Origin of the sequence: Micromonospora sp. NBC_01405, from assembly GCF_045040155.1 — a bacterium.
Classification (GTDB): domain Bacteria; phylum Actinomycetota; class Actinomycetes; order Mycobacteriales; family Micromonosporaceae; genus Micromonospora.
This window is the reverse complement of sequence record NZ_CP109532.1, coordinates 2215706-2232886: the sequence shown is the minus strand read 5'-3', so window position 1 is coordinate 2232886 and position 17181 is coordinate 2215706. Positions and strand designations below refer to the sequence as shown.

Here is a 17181-nt window from a genome sequence, read left to right as displayed (position 1 = left end):
CACTCGACATCGAAGGATCCAGACCGTGACCACTCGTACGATCGCGCGCCGCGCCGCCCTGGCCGGCGGGGCGCTCATCGCAGCCCTGGCCCTGACCGCCTGCGGCTCCGCCGACCACACCTCCTCCGGCCACGACACGCCGCCCGCCGCGACCAGCGGCGCACCGGCGAGCGGGTCTGCCACGTTCGGCGACGCCGACGTGATGTTCGCCCAGATGATGATCCCGCACCACCGGCAGGCGGTGGAGATGGCCGAGTTGGCCGACTCCCGGGCCGCCGACGCCGAGGTCAAGCGCCTCGCCGTTCAGATCAAGGGTGCCCAGGGCCCGGAGATCGCGACCATGGCCGGCTGGCTCACCGGGTGGGGTCGCCCCGTCCCGTCGGACGGGCCCGGACACGGGATGCCGGGGATGGACCACGGCATGCCCGGGATGATGTCCGACGCGGACATGACCAGGCTGGCGGGCGCGACCGGCTCGGAGTTCGACCGGCAGTTCCTGACCATGATGATCGCCCACCATGAGGGTGCGATCACCATGGCGAAGGAGGAGCTGGCGAAGGGCACGCACGCCGACGCCAAGGCGATGGCCCAGGGGATCGTCACCGCCCAGCAGGGCGAGATCGACGCCATGAACAAGATCCTCGCCCGGCTCTGACGCCGGCGGCCCTGTGGTGGGGGCGGGTCTCTCCGGCCCGCCCCCGGTCCCGGGCGGCGAGCCGGAGGCCGGTCCCGGTCACGGGACTGGATTGGGCCCGGCGGTGGAAAACGGGATCGGGTGGCGGCGGGCGCGGTCAGCCGCGCTTCATGAGGCGGCCGACGGCGGCCATCATCTCGGTGGCCATCTCGTCGGCCCGGCCCTCGGCCGCACCCTCGTGCATGCAGTGCCGGGCGTGGCCGTCGAGCAGGCCGAGGGCGACCTTGTCGAGGGCGGCCTGGATCGCGGAGATCTGGGTGAGCACGTCGATGCAGTAGCGGTCCTCGTCGACCATCTTCTCGATGCCGCGGACCTGGCCCTCCACGCGGCGGAGCCGCGCGAGCAACTGGTCCTTGCTGGCGGTGTACCCCCGGGTCGGGGCGGGCGTCGGTGCGGTCATGGCATCGAGGATAACCTACCCCCCGGGGGTATGCTACGGTTCTTTGCGGCAGCGATACCCCCCACGGGTATCGGGATGCTTGAGATGGCTGTGGTCCGCCTCACGATTACCCCCCGGGGGTATGGTGAGGCCAGGAGAGGGGAATTGCGATGATCACCACGACATACCAGGTGCAGGGGATGACCTGCGGGCACTGCGCCTCCTCGGTCAGCACCGAGATCGGCGCGATCGAGGGCGTCAGCGACGTCCAGGTGGAACTGGCCGCTGGCCGGGTCACCGTCACCAGCGAGGGCCCGCTGGAAACCGACACCGTGCGCGCCGCCGTCGACGAGGCCGGTTACGACCTCGTCGGCGCGTGACGCCGACCGCACAGAACCGAGGTACCCGATGAACACGGCGACGAAGCTGAGCGGTTTCGCCCTCGGCCTCGCGGCGGTGTTCGGCGCGGCGTACGGGGTCGGCCGGGTGGCCGGCCCCGTGGCCCCGGCCGCCGAGACCCGCCACGACGCCGGTGACCCCGCCCACGGCAGCGCCGCGCAGCCCTCCGGCGACGCGCGCTCCTCCACCGACGACGCCGCAGCCCACCTGCCCGGCGGGCTGCTCGTCTCCGACCGGGGCTGGACCCTGGCCCCGGTGGCCGCGCCGGCCGGCGAGTTCGCCTTCCGGATCACCGGCGCCGACGGTGCCCCCGTCACCCGTTACGACGTCGCGCACGACAAGCGGATGCACCTGATCGTCGCGCGGCGGGACCTCTCCGGCTTCCGGCACGTCCACCCGGAGATGGCTCCGGACGGCACCTGGCGTGTCGCTTCCCCGCTCGGCGGCCCGGGCGTCTGGCGCGCGTTCGCGGACTTCACCCCCACCGGTGGCCCGGCGCTGACCCTCGGCGTCGACGTCACGGTGCCCGGCCCGGTCGACACCCGGCCGCTGCCCGCGCCGGCGAGCAGCGCCACGGCCGACGGCTACACCGTCACCCTGGCCGGCTCGCCGCAGCCGGGCCGTGCCACCGAGCTGACCCTGACCGTGAGCCGGGACGGCACGCCGGTCACCGACCTGCAGCCCTACCTCGGCGCGTACGGGCACCTGGTGGCGCTGCGTCAGGGGGACCTGGCGTACCTGCACGTGCATCCCGAGGGCGCGCCCGGGGACGGGCGGACCCCGGCCGGGCCGGCGGTGACGTTCTCCGCGGAGTTCCCCTCGGCCGGTGCGTACCGGCTCTACCTCGACTTCAGGCACGGCGAGGCGGTGCACACGGCCGAGTTCACGGTCGTCGTGGGCGCCCCCGCCGTGTCCGGCGGCACGGCGACGAGCACGCCGGCCGCCACCACCAGCCCGACCGCCACCGCCCCGACCGCCACCGGTGCCCCGAGCGCCGGTGCCGGGCACGGGGTCCCCGGGCACGGGCACGACTGACAGGAGGGCTGAGATGACCTCGCCCACGCGGCCGTTGCAGGTCGCAGCGAACCGGATCGAGCTGGCGATCGGCGGGATGACCTGCGCGTCCTGCGCCGCCCGGATCGAGAAGAAGCTCAACCGGATGGACGGTGTGACCGCCACGGTCAACTACGCCACAGAGAAGGCCACCGTCTCGTACGCCGACGACATCAGCCCGGACGACCTGATCGCCACGGTGCAGAAGACCGGCTACACCGCCGTCGTGCCGCCCCCGCCCGCCCGGGCCGGCGCGGAGCCCGCCGCCGAGCCGGTCGACGAGCTGCGCGGGCTGCGTACCCGGCTGTGGGTGTCGGTCGCACTGGCCGTGCCGGTGATCGTGCTCGCCATGGTTCCGGCCTGGCAGTTCGACTACTGGCAGTGGCTGTCGCTGACCCTGGCCGCCCCGGTCGTGGTCTACGGCGGCCTGCCCTTCCACCGGGCCGCGCTCGTCAACCTGCGGCACGGCGCAGCGACCATGGACACCCTGGTCTCGCTGGGCACCCTGGCCGCGTTCGGCTGGTCGCTGTGGGCGCTGTTCCTCGGCGATGCCGGGATGCCCGGCATGACCCACCCGTTCCGGCTCGACATCACCCGCACCGACGGTGCCGGCAACATCTACCTGGAGGCCGCCGCCGGGGTGACCGCGTTCCTCCTCGCCGGCCGGTACTTCGAGGCCCGGTCCAAGCGGACCGCCGGGGCGGCGCTGCGCGCCCTGCTCGAGCTGGGCGTCAAGGATGTCGCCGTGCTGCGCGGCGGGGTGGAGACCCGCGTCCCGGTGGACCAGCTCGCGGTGGGGGACCGGTTCGTGGTCCGCCCCGGCGAGAAGATCGCCACCGACGGGGTGGTCGAGGACGGCACCTCGGCCGTCGACGCGAGCATGCTCACCGGCGAGTCCGTCCCGGTCGAGGTCGGCCCCGGCGACACCGTGGTCGGGGCGACCGTGAACGCCGGCGGCCGGCTGGTGGTCACCGCGACCCGGATCGGCGGCGACACCCAGCTCGCCCAGATGGCGAGGCTGGTCGAGCAGGCCCAGACCGGCAAGGCGGCCGTGCAGCGGCTGGCCGACCGGATCTCCGGGGTGTTCGTCCCGATCGTGATCGCGCTGGCCGCCGGCACGCTGGGCTGGTGGCTCGGCTCCGGTGCCGGCCCCACCGCCGCGTTCACCGCCGCCGTGGCGGTGCTGATCATCGCCTGCCCGTGCGCCCTCGGCCTGGCCACGCCGACGGCGCTGCTGGTCGGCACCGGGCGGGGCGCCCAGCTCGGCATCCTGATCAAGGGCCCGGAGGTGCTGGAGTCCACCCGGCAGGTGGACACCGTGGTGCTGGACAAGACCGGCACCGTCACCACCGGGAGGATGACCCTGGTCGACGTGCTCCCCGCCGAGGGCGGGGACGCCGCCGAGCTGTTGCGGCTGGCCGGGGCGCTGGAGGCGGCCAGCGAGCACCCGATCGCCCGGGCCGTTGCCGCCGGGGCCGCCGACGCGGGGCCGCTCGCCCCGGTCACCGGTTTCGCCAACGTCGAAGGGCTCGGCGTCACCGGGACCGTCGAGGGACGCGAGGTGACCGTCGGCCGGCTGCGGCTGCTGCGGGAGCGCGGACTCGACGTACCGGAGGAGGTCGAACGGGCGGTGACCGGCGCGGAGGCCGCCGGCCGGACGGCCGTGCTGGCCGGCTGGGACGGGCAAGCCCGGGGCGTGCTCGCGGTGGCCGACGCGGTCAAGCCCACCAGCGCGGCGGCGGTCGCCGGGCTGCGCGCCCTCGGCCTGACCCCGGTGCTGCTCACCGGCGACAACGCCACGGTGGCGAAGGCGGTGGCCGCCGAGGTCGGCATCACCGAGGTGACCGCCGAGGTGCTGCCCGCCGACAAGGTGGACGTGGTGAGGCGGTTCCAGGCCGAGGGCCGGACCGTGGCCATGATCGGCGACGGGATCAACGACGCCGCAGCCCTTGCCCAGGCCGACCTGGGCCTGGCCATGGGTACCGGCACCGACGTGGCGATCGAGGCGAGCGACCTGACGCTGGTCCGGGGCGACCTGACCGCCGCCGTGGACGCGATCCGGCTGTCCCGCCGCACCCTGGCGATCATCAAGGGCAACCTGTTCTGGGCCTTCGCCTACAACGTGGCCGCCCTGCCGCTGGCCGCCGCAGGCCTGCTCAATCCCATGATCGCCGGGGCCGCGATGGCCTTCTCCTCGGTCTTCGTGGTGGCCAACAGCCTCCGCCTGCGCCGTTTCCGGCCGGCGGCCTGACCTCGCCCGTCCCAGCGATCACGGCGGGTGACCGTCGTCTCCGTCGGGCGATGATTGGGCAGCCGGGTGGCGGGGTACCTCCATGACGTCGCAGTACCGACAAAACGGCACCACTGGAGGTAGATCATGGGCATGGACGACAAGATCGCCAACAAGTCCGAGGACGCTGCCGGCAAGCTGAAGGAAGGCGCCGGGCGGGCCACCGACGACGAGCGCCTCGAGGCCGAGGGCCGCAACGACCAGTCCAAGGCCAAGCTCAAGCAGGCCGGCGAGAAGATCAAGGACGCCTTCAAGAGCTGAGCACCAGCTCTTACCGCGCCGGGCCGGCTCTCGCCGGCCCGGCGCTTCGCGTGTCGGTGGCCCGTCCCACGCGGCTGGGTGGCCGCGCCGCGTGCCGGTGGGTACGGTGCGTGACGTCCTACGGCATGCTTGGGCGGTCCACAACCCAACGGGGGAGAACATGTCTCGTCCTGCCGTGACCGCGCTCCGGGCCGCAGCCCTGGTGACCCTGGCCATCTTCGCCGCCGGCTGCCAGTCGGGCGGGGATGCCGCCGAGGAGCCGGCTGCCGCGCCGCCCACCAGTGCTCCGGCCGCGCCACCCACCAGCGCCGCCGCGTTGCCCTCGGAGTCCCCGACCGCCGTGACGGCCGCCAACACCGACGAGGTGTGTCGGGCGGTCGACAAGCTGATCGTCGCCGGGAGCAAGAGGATCGCGGCCGACTCGGCCACCGCCACCCGGGACGAGGAGACCAACGACGAGCTCAACGCCCGGCTCAAGCGGACCCTCGCCGGCCTGGCCGATGACGTCCGCAAGCAGGCGGCGCGGGCCGAGGACCGCGAGATCGAGGCGCTGATCTCGGACACCGCGAAGCAACTCGACGGGGGCGCCCGGTCGGCCACACCGGTGAAGTGGCTGAGCACGACGTTCGTCGACATCCCGCCGAAGCTGGCCCGGGGGTGCCGCGCCTGACCGGCCCTCGCTCGGGTCTTCCGACCGCCGGGCGCGCCCGGCCGCCTCCGCCGACAGGCGACCCCGGGCCGCCGCCTCTTCGTCAGCGGGCCGGTCGGCCGCCGCGCAGCGGCCGGGGCGGCCGGCCGGCCGGGTCCAGCGACGCCCGGTCGGCGGCCGAGGTGCCGGAGGACCAGCCCTCCTCGTCGGCGACCGTGAGCCGTTTGCTGGTGACCCCCGGGAAGAGGTCGTCCAGCCGTTCCCGCACCGCCTCCGTGCGGGCCGCGAGCACCGGCAGCAACCGGTCCGCCCCCTGCTCCAGGGCCGCCTCCCGGCTCGCCTCGTCGGTGGCGGAGCGCAGCCGTTCGCCGATCCGCAGCGCGAACGCGTTGAGGAACGACTCGTCGTACGCCTTCGTCCGCCGGCTGCCGCCCGCGGATCGGCGCTCGGTCCGGCCGCGCAGCATCGCGGCGGTGGCCTGCACCAGCAGCGACGTGTAGATCAGCTCGACGGCGGCCAGCTCGGCCGGGAAGCCGAGCACGGTGGCGAATTCCAGGTCGTCGGACCAGACCGACTCGCACCGGTTCGCCGCCGCCACCTCCTGCACCAGCAGCGCCTTCGCCCCCGGATACGGCGGCTCCGTGCCGAGTCGCACGCCGCCGGGCACGTCGGTTCGCTCGGCGGTCGCGGCGACCAGGGCGACATCGAGGCTGTGCCGGGTCATCAGCTCCTGCGCCTTGCCGGTCAGCGCCTCCGCCTCCGCCGGGAAGGTGGTCGACTCGGCCTTGGCCAGCAGGGCCCGCACCCGGTCGAGCATCCGCGACCCGCTGCCACCGGCAGGGACGGCCGCAGCCCGGTCGGTGGTGCCGGGCGGCGGGCGGAGCACCGCGATCGGGGGCAGCCCCTCGACCAACGCCAGCACGTCCACCGCGTCGCGCAGAGCGGCGATCCGGTCGGTGCCCTCCCGGGCCGCCCAGGACGTCAGGTAGCGGCGGTCGTCGTCCCACCACACGGCCGCGTCGAGGCCGGCGAGCTGGTCGTCCCACCAGCCGGGAACCGTGTCGGTCAGGTCCCGGCGCTGGGCGGCGGTCAGGTCGACCGTCAGCCGCCCAGCCGGCGGGCCGAGCCGGCGGGCCGCGATCCGGGCCAGGTCCGCCGGCTGCCAGCCCCGGGGCCAGAGCCGGCCCACGCCGCGCACCAGGCGGGCCACCAGGGCGGCGTCCACCGCCGCGGGGCCGTCCGCGACGCCCGCGCCGACCACCAGCCGGTCGAGCTGCCGTTCCGCCGCGCGTACGTCGGTGCCGCGCGCCGCCGCGAGGGCGTCGGCGACCAGCTCGTCGGCGTCCGGCACGGTGTCCTCCGTCAGTCCTGGTCCCCGGTGTTCGGCCGGCGGCTCGCGGGGCGGGCCGGGTGCCGGTCCGCCCGGAAACCGTACCGCCGGGCCGTGCCGGGCCGGGCCGGGCGTGAGCGCCACCACGTCCGGCCCGGAGACCCCCGGGGTCGTTCGTCGCGCCGCCCGTCGTCCCCAGCCGCCCCCGCGCCGGCGAAGACTGCGGGGCCGAGCCGGAGGCCTGTTCAACGCCCTACCGGCCGGTGTGGCGGCCCGTGCCGGCGGGCACGGGCGCGGCCCCGGAGGGCGCGATTGATCCGGGTTACGGCTACCCTGGGGCGAACGAGCCGGTACCGCCTTCTGTTACGAGGGACCGCTGCCGGTCACCGATCAGGGGGAGTGGTTCGTTGAGCCCCGCCAGGCCGATGCCCGAGCCATGGTCGACGTCCAGTCACCTGTCGATCACCCCGCTCGCGGTCACCGGGAACCGGGGGCTGCTCGCCGTGACCGGCGAGGTCGACCTGGCCACCTCCGGTGAGCTGGCGGCGGCCCTGACCGACGTCCTGGACGGCCCGCCGCTGAGCGCGCTGGAGGTCGACTTCGGCGGGGTCCGGTTCCTGGATTCGTCCGGCATCCTGGTCCTGCTGCGCACCCATGCCCGCGCCGCCGAGCAGGGCTGCCGGCTCACGGTCGTCGACGTCCAGCCCGCCGTGCGCCGGGTCCTGGAGATCACCGGCGTGCTGGCCACGCTTGGCCTGGACACCACGTCCCCAACCCGCTGACGGCCAGGCCGCGAGCTCGTTCACCGTCCGTCGCCCTGAGCCTCCCCGCGTGGGAAGGACGCCCAGATGTGCTTCGTGTCCTCCGTGGCGTACCAGCCGACATCCAGGGAGAAGGCCCGGGCGAGCTGGAGGCCCCGACCCCCGGCGCCCAGCGGGCAGGTGTCGGCCAGCTCGGGCACGGTGGTCAGGTCGTGGTCGGTGACGTCGAGGATGAACACGTCCTCGTCCCGCAGCAGCCGGACCGTGGTCGGCGGCAGCCCGTGCAGCAGGGCGTTGGTGGCCAGCTCCGTGGCGACCAGTACGACCCGCTCGGGGATGCCGTCGAGCTCCTCGCCCTCGGCGATGGCGTGCCCGGTGAACGCCTTGTGCAAAGACGCACGGAGACCGCGTAGCTCCGATCCGGTGGACAGGGTCCAGCAGTGCAGTTCCGTGGCGCGGGGCGGTGGCGGCGACGTACGCAATCCCATCATCCCGGTTTACCCGCGGAGCCCGCCGCCTACACGGCCTCCGGCGGGCCAGCACCGGTCACGGCAGCAGCCTGCCACCGGTCACCCCGAGCACCTCGCCCGTGACGTAGCTGGACTCCTGGGAGGCGAAGAAGACGTACGCCGGGGCCAGCTCGGCCGGCTGGCCGGCCCGACCCAGCGGCACATCCGCGCCGAACGATTCGACCTTCTCCGGGGGCATGGTCGCCGGGATCAGCGGGGTCCAGATCGGGCCGGGCGCCACACAGTTGACCCGGATGCCCCTGTCCGCCAGGCTCTGCGCCAGCCCCTTGGTGAAGTTGACGATGCCGGCCTTCGTGGTGGCGTAGTCCAACAGGTCGGGAGAGGGCTGGTACGCCTGGATCGACGCCGTGTTGATGATCGTCGCGCCGGGTGCCAGGTGCGGCACCGCCGCCTTGCAGAGCCAGAACATCGCGTACAGGTTGGTCTTGAGCACCCGGTCGAACTGCTCGGTGCTGATGTCGGTGAGCCCGCCGGCCTGCGACATCTGGTGGGCGGCGTTGTTCACCAGGATGTCCAGGCCGCCGAGCTCGTCGACGGCCCGCCGGACGATCTCCTGGCAGTGCGCCTCCTCGCGGATGTCGCCCGCCACGGTCACCACCGTGCGACCGGCGTCGCGTACCAGCCGGGCCGTCTCCTCGGCGTTGGCCTCCTCCTCGGGCAGGTAGGTGATCAGCACGTCCGCGCCCTCGCGGGCGAAGGCGAGGGTGACGGCCCGGCCGATGCCGGAGTCGCCGCCGGTGACGATGGCCCGCCTCCCGGTCAGCCGGCCGGTGCCCCGGTAACTCTCCTCGCCGTGGTCGGGGGCGTCGGGCATCTTCCAGGTCTTCCCGGGGGCGGACTGCCGTCCGCCGGTCTGCTCGTCCGGGGTGCGGAACTGCTCCTGGGGGTCCTGCCGGTCGTGCTGGTCGTGCTGGTCGTGGCTCACGATCCCATCCCTTCTTGCCGCTGGTGCGCGGTACTGGTCAGTGATTCCCCTACCCGGCCCGATTCCCCTACCCGGCCCGCCCAACCAGATCCGGGCCGTGAAGCGCCGGCTGGTTCGCTGTCCGGCCTCGCCGGGAGTCACGGTGCGGGGCCGGCGAAGGCGGCTGGGGTACGGTCCGGCAGGTGACAGTCCTCCGTTCGCTGCTGTTGTTCGCCCTCGCCGCGATCGCCGAGATCGGCGGCGCGTGGCTGGTGTGGCAGGGCTGGCGCGAACACCGGGGCCTGTGGTGGGTCGCCGCCGGCATGATCGCCCTCGGCGCCTACGGCTTCGTGGCCACCTTCCAGCCTGACCCGAACTTCGGCCGCATCCTGGCCGCCTACGGTGGGGTGTTCGTGGCCGGCTCGCTCGCCTGGGGCGTGTTCGTCGACGGGTTTCGCCCTGACCGGTGGGACCTGGCCGGCGCGGCCATCTGCCTGCTCGGCGTCGCCGTCATCATGTACGCCCCGCGCGGCGCCTGACCGGCTCCGCCGGACCTGGGCCGGCCGAGCGGGTGACCGTGCGCTCGCCGAGCTCGGCGGGGTCGCCCCGCCAGGCCGGTAAGGTTGCGCGGTGCGTATCTGGCGAGGCGTCTCAGACGTACCTTCCGATGTGGGCCCGTGCGTCCTTGCCGTGAGCGACGGATCGCAGCCCGGAGGCAACCGGCCGGTGTGGAGCGGCGTCGCGGAGGCACGTCGACTCGGGGTGGCCTGCGTGCTGCTGTTCCTGGTGTCCTCGCCGGCCGAGGCCGCAGCCGTCGAGGACGACGGACGGCTGCTCGCGGGCCTGGGCGTCGACGCGATCTGTGTGCAGCCGCTCGCCGTCGTGCCCGCAGGCGGCGGCTGGGACGAGTCGGCGGTCGCCACCCTCGTGGCGAAGCTGCCGGCGGTGGCGCTGGTGCTCGACCCGGCGGCCGTTGCCGGCGGCGGGGGCGACCCGGCGGCGCTGGGCCGGCTTGCCGGCGTGGCCGTGCATGCCGTCGACCCGTCCGGGCAACCGCAGCCGGACCGGCTGTCCGTGGCCTACGTCAGGGAACGCCTGCTGGCGGGTGACGTGGCCGCGGCAGCGGAGACGGTGGGCTGCCCGCACCGGGTGGCGGGGGTGGTCGTGCACGGCGAGGGCCGGGGGAGCGGTCTCGGCTTTCCCACCGCGAACCTCGCCCTCGCCGAGCATTCGGTGGTGCCCGGCGACGGCATCTACGCGGGTTGGTTCACCGTGGTGGACAGGAGTTGGTCCGACGGGGACATGGCCGGGGGTGTCCGCTATCCCGCCGCGATCTCGATCGGCCGGAACCCCACCTTCGCGGGCCGCCGACGCACCGTGGAGCCATACGTGCTCGACGTTGCCGCCAACCTCTACGGCCAGGCGGTGACAACCGACTTCGTCGAGCGGGTACGCGTACCCGAGCGCTTCGACTCGATCGAGGAGTTGATCGCCGCCATGCGACGGGACGTCGAGAACGTTCGATCGATGTTGCGTGCTGCGCGGGGATCCCGGCGTCTGGGCTAGCCTGCGGGGATGGTGGTGCGATCGTCGCGTGGTGGTGCTGGTCGGTGGCGGGCGCCGGTGAAGCCGAAGCCACCGGCGTCGCTGGAACTGGCGACCGTGGAGAGCGCCGCCGTCGAGGACGAGGCCACGTTCCGTCGGCTGGGCTTCTTCGATCTCGACCTGTCGGGGCGGTCGGCGGACGGGGTCGAGTTCGCGCAGTGCCGGTTCAGGGGCACGGACCTGAGCGGGGTCGGGCTGGAGGGGGCGAGGTTCACCGACTGCCTGTTCGAGAGCACGAACCTGGCGAACCTGCGGGCGGAGAAGTCGTCACTGCTGCGGGTGCGGCTGTCGACGGCGCGGATGACCGGCGTGCAGTGGATCAACGGCGCGGTGCGGGACGTGACGGTCTCGGACTGCCGGCTGGACCTGTCGTCGTGGCGGTTCACGGCTTTCACCAGTGTGGCGTTCGAGGGGTGCAACCTGACCCGGGCGGACTTCCAGAACGCGGACCTGCGCGGGGCCCGGTTCACCGACTGCGACCTGAGCGGTGCGCAGTTCTCCCAGGCGACGTTGGAGGGCACCCGGTTCGCCAACTGCGTCCTGGCCGGGATCGGCGGCGTGACGAGCATGGCCGGGGCGATCGTGGCCCAGCAGGACCTCGCCGCCCTGTCGTACACCCTGGCGGGGGCGTTGGGCATCCTCATCGAGGACGCCGACGGCGAGTGAGCCCGGCCGGAGCCGGGGTCCGGCGTCCACGCGGAGCGGGGGTCAGGCCGGTTGGCGGGACGCGACCGCCCGGACCGCCTCGATCAGGCTGGTCGTTCGGGGGTCCGGGGTCATCGTGACGCGCAGGCCGTTCATCACGTACCCGAAGGCGATGCCGCTGGCCGGATCGGCGTAGCCGAGCGAGCCGCCATGGCCGGGGAAGCCGAAGGCGGTGGGCGACCACCAGGGCTGGTCCGGCAGGGGTAGACCGAAGCCGAGCGCAGGCCGGGTCGGAACCATCAGCACCCGGTCGACACCGCTGGCCTGTTCAGCGGTGGCGGTGGCGAGGGTGGCCGCGTCGAGGATCCGGAACCCGTCGACCTCGCCGATCAGGCCGGCGTAGAAACGGGCCAGTGACGACGCCGTGCAGATGCCGTTGACCGAGGGGATCTCGGCCGTCCAGGTCTCCGGATCGGAGAGGTCGAGCGGCGGGTCGGTCACCGCGGCCGACCGGACCACCAGCGAGGTCGGATCGGTGTACCGGGCGAGCATCTCCCGCAGCGCCTCGGGTGTCGCAGTGCCGGGCTGCTCCACCGGCTGCTCGACGAGCCGGCTGACCCGGTACGCCTCCGATGCGGGCAGGCCGACCCAGAGGTCCAGGCCGAGCGGCTTGCCGATCTCGTCCGCGAAGTACGTGCCCAGGCTGCGGCCGGAGACCCGGCGTACCACCTCGCCGACCAGCCAGCCGTAGGTCAGCGAGTGGTAGCCGTGCGCCGTGCCCGGCTCCCAGACGGGTGCCTGGGCGGCCAGCGCCGCGACCATCGGCTCCCAGGCCAGCGCCTGCGCCCGGGGGATCGGGCGGTCGAGTACGGGCAGTCCCGCCTGGTGGGACAGCAGCCAGCGGACCGGGATGCCGCCCTTGCCGGCCGCCGCGAACTCCGGCCAGTACCCGGCGACCGGGGCTGCCAGGTCGAGCTGCCCCCGCTGGGCCAGCAGGTGGGCGCAGGCGGCGGGCACGCTCTTGGTGGTCGAGTAGACCACCTGGAGGGTGTCCTCCCGCCAGGCGCGGCCGGTGGTGGGATCGGCGACCCCGCCCCACAGCCGGACCACTTCCCGGCCGTGCCGGTAGACGCTGACGGCCGCGCCGATCTCGGACCGCGTCTCGAAGTTCGCCAGGAACGCCTCCCGGACCGGCTCGTAACCCGGGGCGACGGTGCCGCTGACCACGGACATGCGCTCTCCTCTCGGAGCGTCGGGCCCGGGCACCGACCAGCCCGGGGCGATTGCGTCAAGATACCCTGACGTTGACTGTCAGGAAACCCTGACGCACATATGCTTGCGGGATGGCGGAGGCAACGGTTCCAGGGCACCCGAACCTGATCGGGTTCCGTTTGCCGGACGGGACGCTGAGCACCGACGCCGCAGCGCCGGTCGGCACCGTCGGCTACCGGGCCCGGTGTGGCTGCGGTTGGGTCGGCGCCAGCGACTATCCGGCTGCCGAGGAGGGGCGCTGGATGGCCACCTCCGAGTGGGGCGGACACATCAGGCCGATCCTGGCCGCCACTCCGCCCGGCTGGCTGCTGGGCCGCTCCGACACCCTCCGGGACAACGTGGCCGAACTGGCCACTGCCTGGCCGTTGCAGGCGCTCGGCATCCTCGCCGAGGTGGAACGCTGGCAACGGCCGCTGATCGAACGTGCCGTGCTGGCGGCCCGGGAGGCCGGGCTCTCCTGGGCCGAGATCGGCAACGCCCTCGGCGTCAGCCGGCAGGCGGCGCACGAGCGTTTCCGCAACGCCGCACCGCCCAAGCCGCCCGCCTGACGGGTCGCTCCCGGGGGCGCCGCTCGGGTCGGCGGATCGCCCCTCCGCAGGCCGGACGGGGTGGCGGGCTGGGCGGCGTTATCAAAACGAGGTCTTGACGGGCCGGGAAGTTTGACATTTGATAAATCCCGTCCACGCAGGAGGTCACATGTCAGGTCGTAACCGTCTCGTCGCGGCAGTCGCCGCGGCGGCTCTCGCACTCACCGTCTCCGGCTGTGGTGGTTCGGAGAAGACCGATTCCCCCGATGCCGCCTCCGTCACCTACCTGACCTCCTTCGGGACGTTCGGTCGGGACTCGTACGCCTACGTCGCCCTGGAGAAGGGCTACTTCAAGGAGGCCGGGCTCAACGTCACCATCAAGCCCGGCACCGGCACCGTCGACGTCATGAAGCTGATCGGGTCGGGACAGGCCGACTACGGCACCGGCGACCTCTCCGGGGTCATCACCACGATGGCCAACGAGAAGATGCCGGTGCGCGCGGTGGCCGCCATCCACCAGAGGTCGATGGCCGGCATCGCCTCGCTGGACAAGGCGATCGACTCGCCGGAGAAGCTGCCCGGCTCCAGCATCGCGGACAGCTCCGGCTCCACCAACATGATCATTTTCCCGGCCTACGCCAAGGCGGCCGGCATCGACCCCAAGTCGGTGAAGTTCGTCCCGTCCTCGCCGCAGTCGCTGCCGCAGCTGCTCGCCGCCGGCTCGGTGGACGCGATCGGCCAGTTCGCCGCCGGCAAGCCGCTGCTGGAGAAGGCAGCCGGCGGCAAGACCGTCACCATGCTGCCGTACGCGGACAAGCTGCCCGACCTGTACGGCAACGGCCTGCTGGTCTCCGCCACGAAGCTGGACAGCGACCGCGCACAGGTCGAGAAGTTCACGGCGGCGCTGGTCAAGGGCCTGGTCTACGCGGTGGAACACCCCGAGGAAGCCGCCCAGCTGCTCAAGAAGCACGACCGGACGGCCGACGAGAAGGTCGCCGCCGCCGAACTCACCGAGATGCGGCCGTACGTCCTGATCGACGGCGGGCAGGCCGGGAAGCTCGACCGGGCGCGGGTGGAGGCGATGATCAAGCTGCTCGCCGGCACCGGCACCCTCAAGTCGACGCCGAGCGCCGACGACCTCGGCGTCTACGACATCGCAAAGCCGTAACTTCCTCTTCGACGGCGGTGCGCGCGGCCCGTTGCCGCGCGCACCGCGAGGGGCGAGACCATGATCGGAATTCGTAACGTTTCGCAGATCTTCCGCACCAGGGCCGGTGACGTGGAGGCCCTGCGCGATGTGTCGCTGGAGGTCGCCGACGGCGAGTTCGTGGCGATCGTCGGGCGGTCCGGCTGCGGCAAGTCCACCCTGCTGCGGCTGGTGGCGGGCCTCCAATCGGCCACCTCCGGCGAGATAACCGTCGCCGGCACCCCGATCAACGGGCCCCGGCGGGACGTCGGCTTCATGTTCCAGCGCCCGGCGCTGCTGCCGTGGCGGTCGGTCGTCGACAACGTGCTGCTGCCGACCCAGGTGTTCAAACTGGACCGGCGGGACGCCCGGACCCGCGCGCACGAACTGCTCGACCTGGTCGGGCTGAACGGCTTCGAGAAGCGCCTGCCGCACGAGCTCTCCGGCGGCATGCAGCAGCGGGTCTCGCTGTGCCGGGCCCTCATCCAGCAGCCCCGGGTGCTGCTGATGGACGAGCCGTTCTCCGCGCTCGACGCGCTCACCCGCGCCGACCTCACGGTGGAACTCCAGCGCCTCCAGATGAAGCACGCCTCGACCGTCCTGTTCGTGACGCACTCGGTCGACGAGGCCGTGCTGCTCGCCGACCGGGTTGTCGTGCTCAGCCCGCGACCGGGCCGGCTGCGGCAGATCGTGGACATCGACATCGCCCGTCCCCGTTCGCTGGGACACGACGGCCACTCGGCCGAGCTCGGCGAACTGCGCGCCCGCCTGCACGACCTGCTCATGACCCCCGAGGAGGTGGCACGGTGACGGTCACCGAGTCCCGCCGTACCCGCCCCGGCAAGCCGCGCGCGGACGCCCGCTGGCTCCAGCACCTTCCGCCCGTGCTCGGCGTCGTGGCCGCCGTCGCCCTGTGGTGGGCGATCACGGTCGTCTTCGAGGTGGAGAGCTTCATCCTGCCGTCCCCGGTGCAGGTGGGACAGGCCATGGTCGAGCAGGCCGGCTACCTGTGGGACAACACCCTGGTCACCCTCGCCGAGACGCTGCTGGGCTTCGGACTGGCCATCGCGGTCGGGGTGCCGCTGGCGCTGATCGTCACCGCCTCGCGGATGCTGGAGCGGACCGTCTACCCGCTGCTGCTGATGCTCAACGCCGTACCGAAGGTGGCCGTCGCGCCGCTGCTGGTGGTGTGGATGGGCTTCGGCCAGTTCCCCAAGGTCTTCCTGGTCTTCCTGGTCTGCTTCTTCCCGATCGTCATCTCCACCGCCGCCGGGCTCAGCTCCACCCCGGCCGACCTGGTCGAGCTGGGCCGGTCGCTGAAGGCCAACTGGTGGCAGACGTTCCGCATGATCCGGATGCCGGCCGCCATCCCGCAGCTCTTCGTCGGTCTCAAGCTCGCCATCACCCTCGCCGTCATCGGCGCGGTGATCGCCGAGTTCGTCGGTGCCACCGAGGGGCTGGGCTACGCGATCGTCGCCTCCGGCGCGAGCGCCGACACCGCGTTGGCCTTCGCCGCGATGATTCTGCTCGGGGTGATGAGTGTCGTGCTGTTCTACCTGCTCGCCGCAGTCGAGCGGTTCTTCGTGCCGTGGGCGGACCGGCCATGAGCGCGCCGGACTTCCAGCCGACGGTCCCGGTCCGGTGGCTCACCGACGCGGTCGCCTCGGTCTTCGGCGCACTGGGCTTCTCCGAGCAGGCGGCCGGCCTGGTCGCCGGGTCCCTGGTGGACGCCGACATGCGCGGGATCGGCTCGCACGGGGTGATGCTGCTGCCGATGTACGTCGACCGGATCAGGGCCGGCTCGGTCAGCCGGGCCGAGCGGGCCGAGGTGGTTCGGGACAAGGGCGCCATCGCGGTGCTCGACGCCGGCCACGCGTTGGGGCAGCTGACCGGTGACCAGGCGATGCGGCTGGCGGTGGCGAAGGCCCAGGCGTACGGCGTCGGCGTGGTCACCGTCCGCCGGGCGTTCCACTTCGGTGGGGCGTTCCGTTACGTGGACTTCGCCGCGCGCAACGGCTGCGTCGGCATCGCGGCGGCCAACACCCGCCCGCTGATGCCCGCCCCGGGCGGCGCCTCGGCGGTGGTCGGCAACAACCCGCTCGCGGTGGGCGTACCCCGCGCCGGCGGCAAGCCGGTGATCCTCGACGTGGCGCTGTCCGAGGCCGCGCTCGGCAAGATCCGGCTGGCCGCCGGTGAGGGCCGCGAGATCCCCGCGAGCTGGGCGACCGACGCGCAGGGGCGGCCCACCACCGACCCTGCCGCCGCGCTGAAGGGGCTCCTGCTGCCGTCCGGCGCCCACAAGGGATACGGCCTCGCCCTCATGGTCGACGTGCTCACCGGGGTGCTGTCCGGCGGGGCGTACGGCCGGGCGGTCCAGGGCCTCTACGCCGACGTGTCGGTGCCCAACGACTGCGCGCACTTCTTCCTCGCCCTGGACGCCGAGGCGTTCGCCGAGGACGCGGAGGAGATCGCCCGCCGGGTGGACGACCTGACCGGCCAGGTGCTCGGCTCCGCGCTGGCACCCGGCGTGGAACAGGTCCACCTGCCAGGCGACATCGAAGCCGGCCGGTACGACCGGGCGCTGCGCGAGGGCGTGGCGCTCCAGCCGTCGGTCTTCGCCGGGCTGGTGGAGGTCGCCGCCGGGCTGGGCGTGCCGCTCACCGCGCCGGGCAGCGCCGGCTGAGCCGGTCCGGTCC

General features: G+C 73.3%; 20 protein-coding genes. 15 read left to right on the top strand and 5 right to left on the bottom strand.

The genetic code is table 11. From position 1 onward, the window contains the following. The first annotated feature begins 25 nt into the window (after nucleotides 1-25). Nucleotides 26-655, top strand: coding sequence for a DUF305 domain-containing protein (locus tag OG559_RS08840; protein WP_396669107.1), 630 nt, complete (start codon nucleotides 26-28; stop codon nucleotides 653-655). A gap of 136 nt (nucleotides 656-791) precedes the next feature. On the opposite strand, the gene OG559_RS08835 is transcribed toward OG559_RS08840, so the two are convergent. Then, the gene (locus OG559_RS08835; RefSeq protein ID WP_405102894.1) at nucleotides 792-1094 is read right to left on the bottom strand and encodes a metal-sensitive transcriptional regulator; all 303 of its coding nucleotides are present in this window, start codon (nucleotides 1092-1094) and stop codon (nucleotides 792-794) included. Nucleotides 1095-1243: 149 nt separating this feature from the next. Here OG559_RS08835 and OG559_RS08830 point away from each other — a divergent pair, with 149 nt between their 5' ends. The 5 genes from OG559_RS08830 (at nucleotide 1244) to OG559_RS08810 (ending at nucleotide 5746) form a co-directional block, all read left to right on the top strand. Continuing rightward, nucleotides 1244-1453, top strand: coding sequence for a heavy-metal-associated domain-containing protein (locus OG559_RS08830; RefSeq protein WP_405114163.1), 210 nt, complete (start codon nucleotides 1244-1246; stop codon nucleotides 1451-1453). 28 nt (nucleotides 1454-1481) lie between these two features. Further along, nucleotides 1482-2507 carry a hypothetical protein gene (locus tag OG559_RS08825; protein ID WP_405114161.1) on the top strand — a complete coding sequence of 342 codons (1026 nt, stop codon included), beginning with the start codon at nucleotides 1482-1484 and terminating at the stop codon, nucleotides 2505-2507. A 13-nt stretch (nucleotides 2508-2520) separates the two neighbouring features. Then, a complete protein-coding gene (locus OG559_RS08820) occupies nucleotides 2521-4776 on the top strand; it encodes a heavy metal translocating P-type ATPase (protein ID WP_405114159.1) in 2256 nt (751 codons plus the stop codon). Nucleotides 4777-4902: 126 nt separating this feature from the next. After that, a complete protein-coding gene (locus tag OG559_RS08815; RefSeq protein ID WP_387021395.1) occupies nucleotides 4903-5076 on the top strand; it encodes a CsbD family protein in 174 nt (57 codons plus the stop codon). Between the two features lie 175 nt (nucleotides 5077-5251). Continuing rightward, the gene (locus OG559_RS08810) at nucleotides 5252-5746 is read left to right on the top strand and encodes a hypothetical protein (RefSeq protein WP_405114157.1); all 495 of its coding nucleotides are present in this window, start codon (nucleotides 5252-5254) and stop codon (nucleotides 5744-5746) included. Between the two features lie 82 nt (nucleotides 5747-5828). On the opposite strand, the gene OG559_RS08805 is transcribed toward OG559_RS08810, so the two are convergent. Further along, complete coding sequence (locus OG559_RS08805) at nucleotides 5829-7076, bottom strand: DUF2786 domain-containing protein (protein ID WP_405114155.1); 1248 nt, start codon at nucleotides 7074-7076, stop codon at nucleotides 5829-5831. Nucleotides 7077-7462: 386 nt separating this feature from the next. Between OG559_RS08805 and OG559_RS08800 the strand changes: the two genes are divergently transcribed. Further along, nucleotides 7463-7837, top strand: a complete 375-nt coding sequence (locus tag OG559_RS08800) for an STAS domain-containing protein (protein ID WP_405114153.1) — start codon at nucleotides 7463-7465, stop codon at nucleotides 7835-7837. Nucleotides 7838-7857: 20 nt separating this feature from the next. Here the strand turns inward: OG559_RS08800 and OG559_RS08795 are convergent, their stop codons facing one another. Next, nucleotides 7858-8304: an ATP-binding protein gene (locus OG559_RS08795; RefSeq protein WP_405114151.1), complete on the bottom strand. Its 447-nt coding sequence runs from the start codon at nucleotides 8302-8304 to the stop codon at nucleotides 7858-7860. A gap of 58 nt (nucleotides 8305-8362) precedes the next feature. Next, on the bottom strand, nucleotides 8363-9271 hold the full coding sequence (locus OG559_RS08790) for an SDR family oxidoreductase (RefSeq protein ID WP_405114149.1): 909 nt from the start codon (nucleotides 9269-9271) through the stop codon (nucleotides 8363-8365). Between the two features lie 182 nt (nucleotides 9272-9453). On the opposite strand from OG559_RS08790, the gene OG559_RS08785 reads away from it, so the two are divergent. The 3 genes from OG559_RS08785 to OG559_RS08775 all read left to right on the top strand — a co-directional run bounded on the left by OG559_RS08785 (nucleotide 9454) and on the right by OG559_RS08775 (nucleotide 11521). Then, nucleotides 9454-9789: a YnfA family protein gene (locus tag OG559_RS08785; protein ID WP_405114147.1), complete on the top strand. Its 336-nt coding sequence runs from the start codon at nucleotides 9454-9456 to the stop codon at nucleotides 9787-9789. A gap of 151 nt (nucleotides 9790-9940) precedes the next feature. Then, nucleotides 9941-10816, top strand: coding sequence for a riboflavin kinase (locus OG559_RS08780; RefSeq protein ID WP_405114145.1), 876 nt, complete (start codon nucleotides 9941-9943; stop codon nucleotides 10814-10816). A 9-nt stretch (nucleotides 10817-10825) separates the two neighbouring features. Next, nucleotides 10826-11521, top strand: a complete 696-nt coding sequence (locus OG559_RS08775) for a pentapeptide repeat-containing protein (protein WP_405114143.1) — start codon at nucleotides 10826-10828, stop codon at nucleotides 11519-11521. A gap of 42 nt (nucleotides 11522-11563) precedes the next feature. Here OG559_RS08775 and OG559_RS08770 read toward each other — a convergent pair whose 3' ends face one another. Continuing rightward, complete coding sequence (locus tag OG559_RS08770) at nucleotides 11564-12733, bottom strand: serine hydrolase domain-containing protein (protein WP_405114141.1); 1170 nt, start codon at nucleotides 12731-12733, stop codon at nucleotides 11564-11566. Nucleotides 12734-12843: 110 nt separating this feature from the next. Here OG559_RS08770 and OG559_RS08765 point away from each other — a divergent pair, with 110 nt between their 5' ends. The 5 genes from OG559_RS08765 (at nucleotide 12844) to OG559_RS08745 (ending at nucleotide 17168) form a co-directional block, all read left to right on the top strand. Continuing rightward, nucleotides 12844-13320 (top strand): hypothetical protein, encoded by a 477-nt coding sequence (locus tag OG559_RS08765; protein ID WP_405114139.1) that lies wholly within the window; start codon nucleotides 12844-12846, stop codon nucleotides 13318-13320. A gap of 148 nt (nucleotides 13321-13468) precedes the next feature. Then, the gene (locus tag OG559_RS08760; RefSeq protein WP_405114137.1) at nucleotides 13469-14467 is read left to right on the top strand and encodes an ABC transporter substrate-binding protein; all 999 of its coding nucleotides are present in this window, start codon (nucleotides 13469-13471) and stop codon (nucleotides 14465-14467) included. A gap of 60 nt (nucleotides 14468-14527) precedes the next feature. Further along, nucleotides 14528-15295 (top strand): ABC transporter ATP-binding protein, encoded by a 768-nt coding sequence (locus OG559_RS08755; RefSeq protein ID WP_387021421.1) that lies wholly within the window; start codon nucleotides 14528-14530, stop codon nucleotides 15293-15295. Continuing rightward, nucleotides 15292-16092: an ABC transporter permease gene (locus OG559_RS08750; RefSeq protein ID WP_405114135.1), complete on the top strand. Its 801-nt coding sequence runs from the start codon at nucleotides 15292-15294 to the stop codon at nucleotides 16090-16092. The genes OG559_RS08755 and OG559_RS08750 overlap by 4 nt, the downstream gene beginning before the upstream one ends. Then, nucleotides 16089-17168, top strand: a complete 1080-nt coding sequence (locus OG559_RS08745) for an Ldh family oxidoreductase (RefSeq protein WP_405114134.1) — start codon at nucleotides 16089-16091, stop codon at nucleotides 17166-17168. The genes OG559_RS08750 and OG559_RS08745 overlap by 4 nt, the downstream gene beginning before the upstream one ends. The last annotated feature ends 13 nt before the right edge of the window (nucleotides 17169-17181 follow it).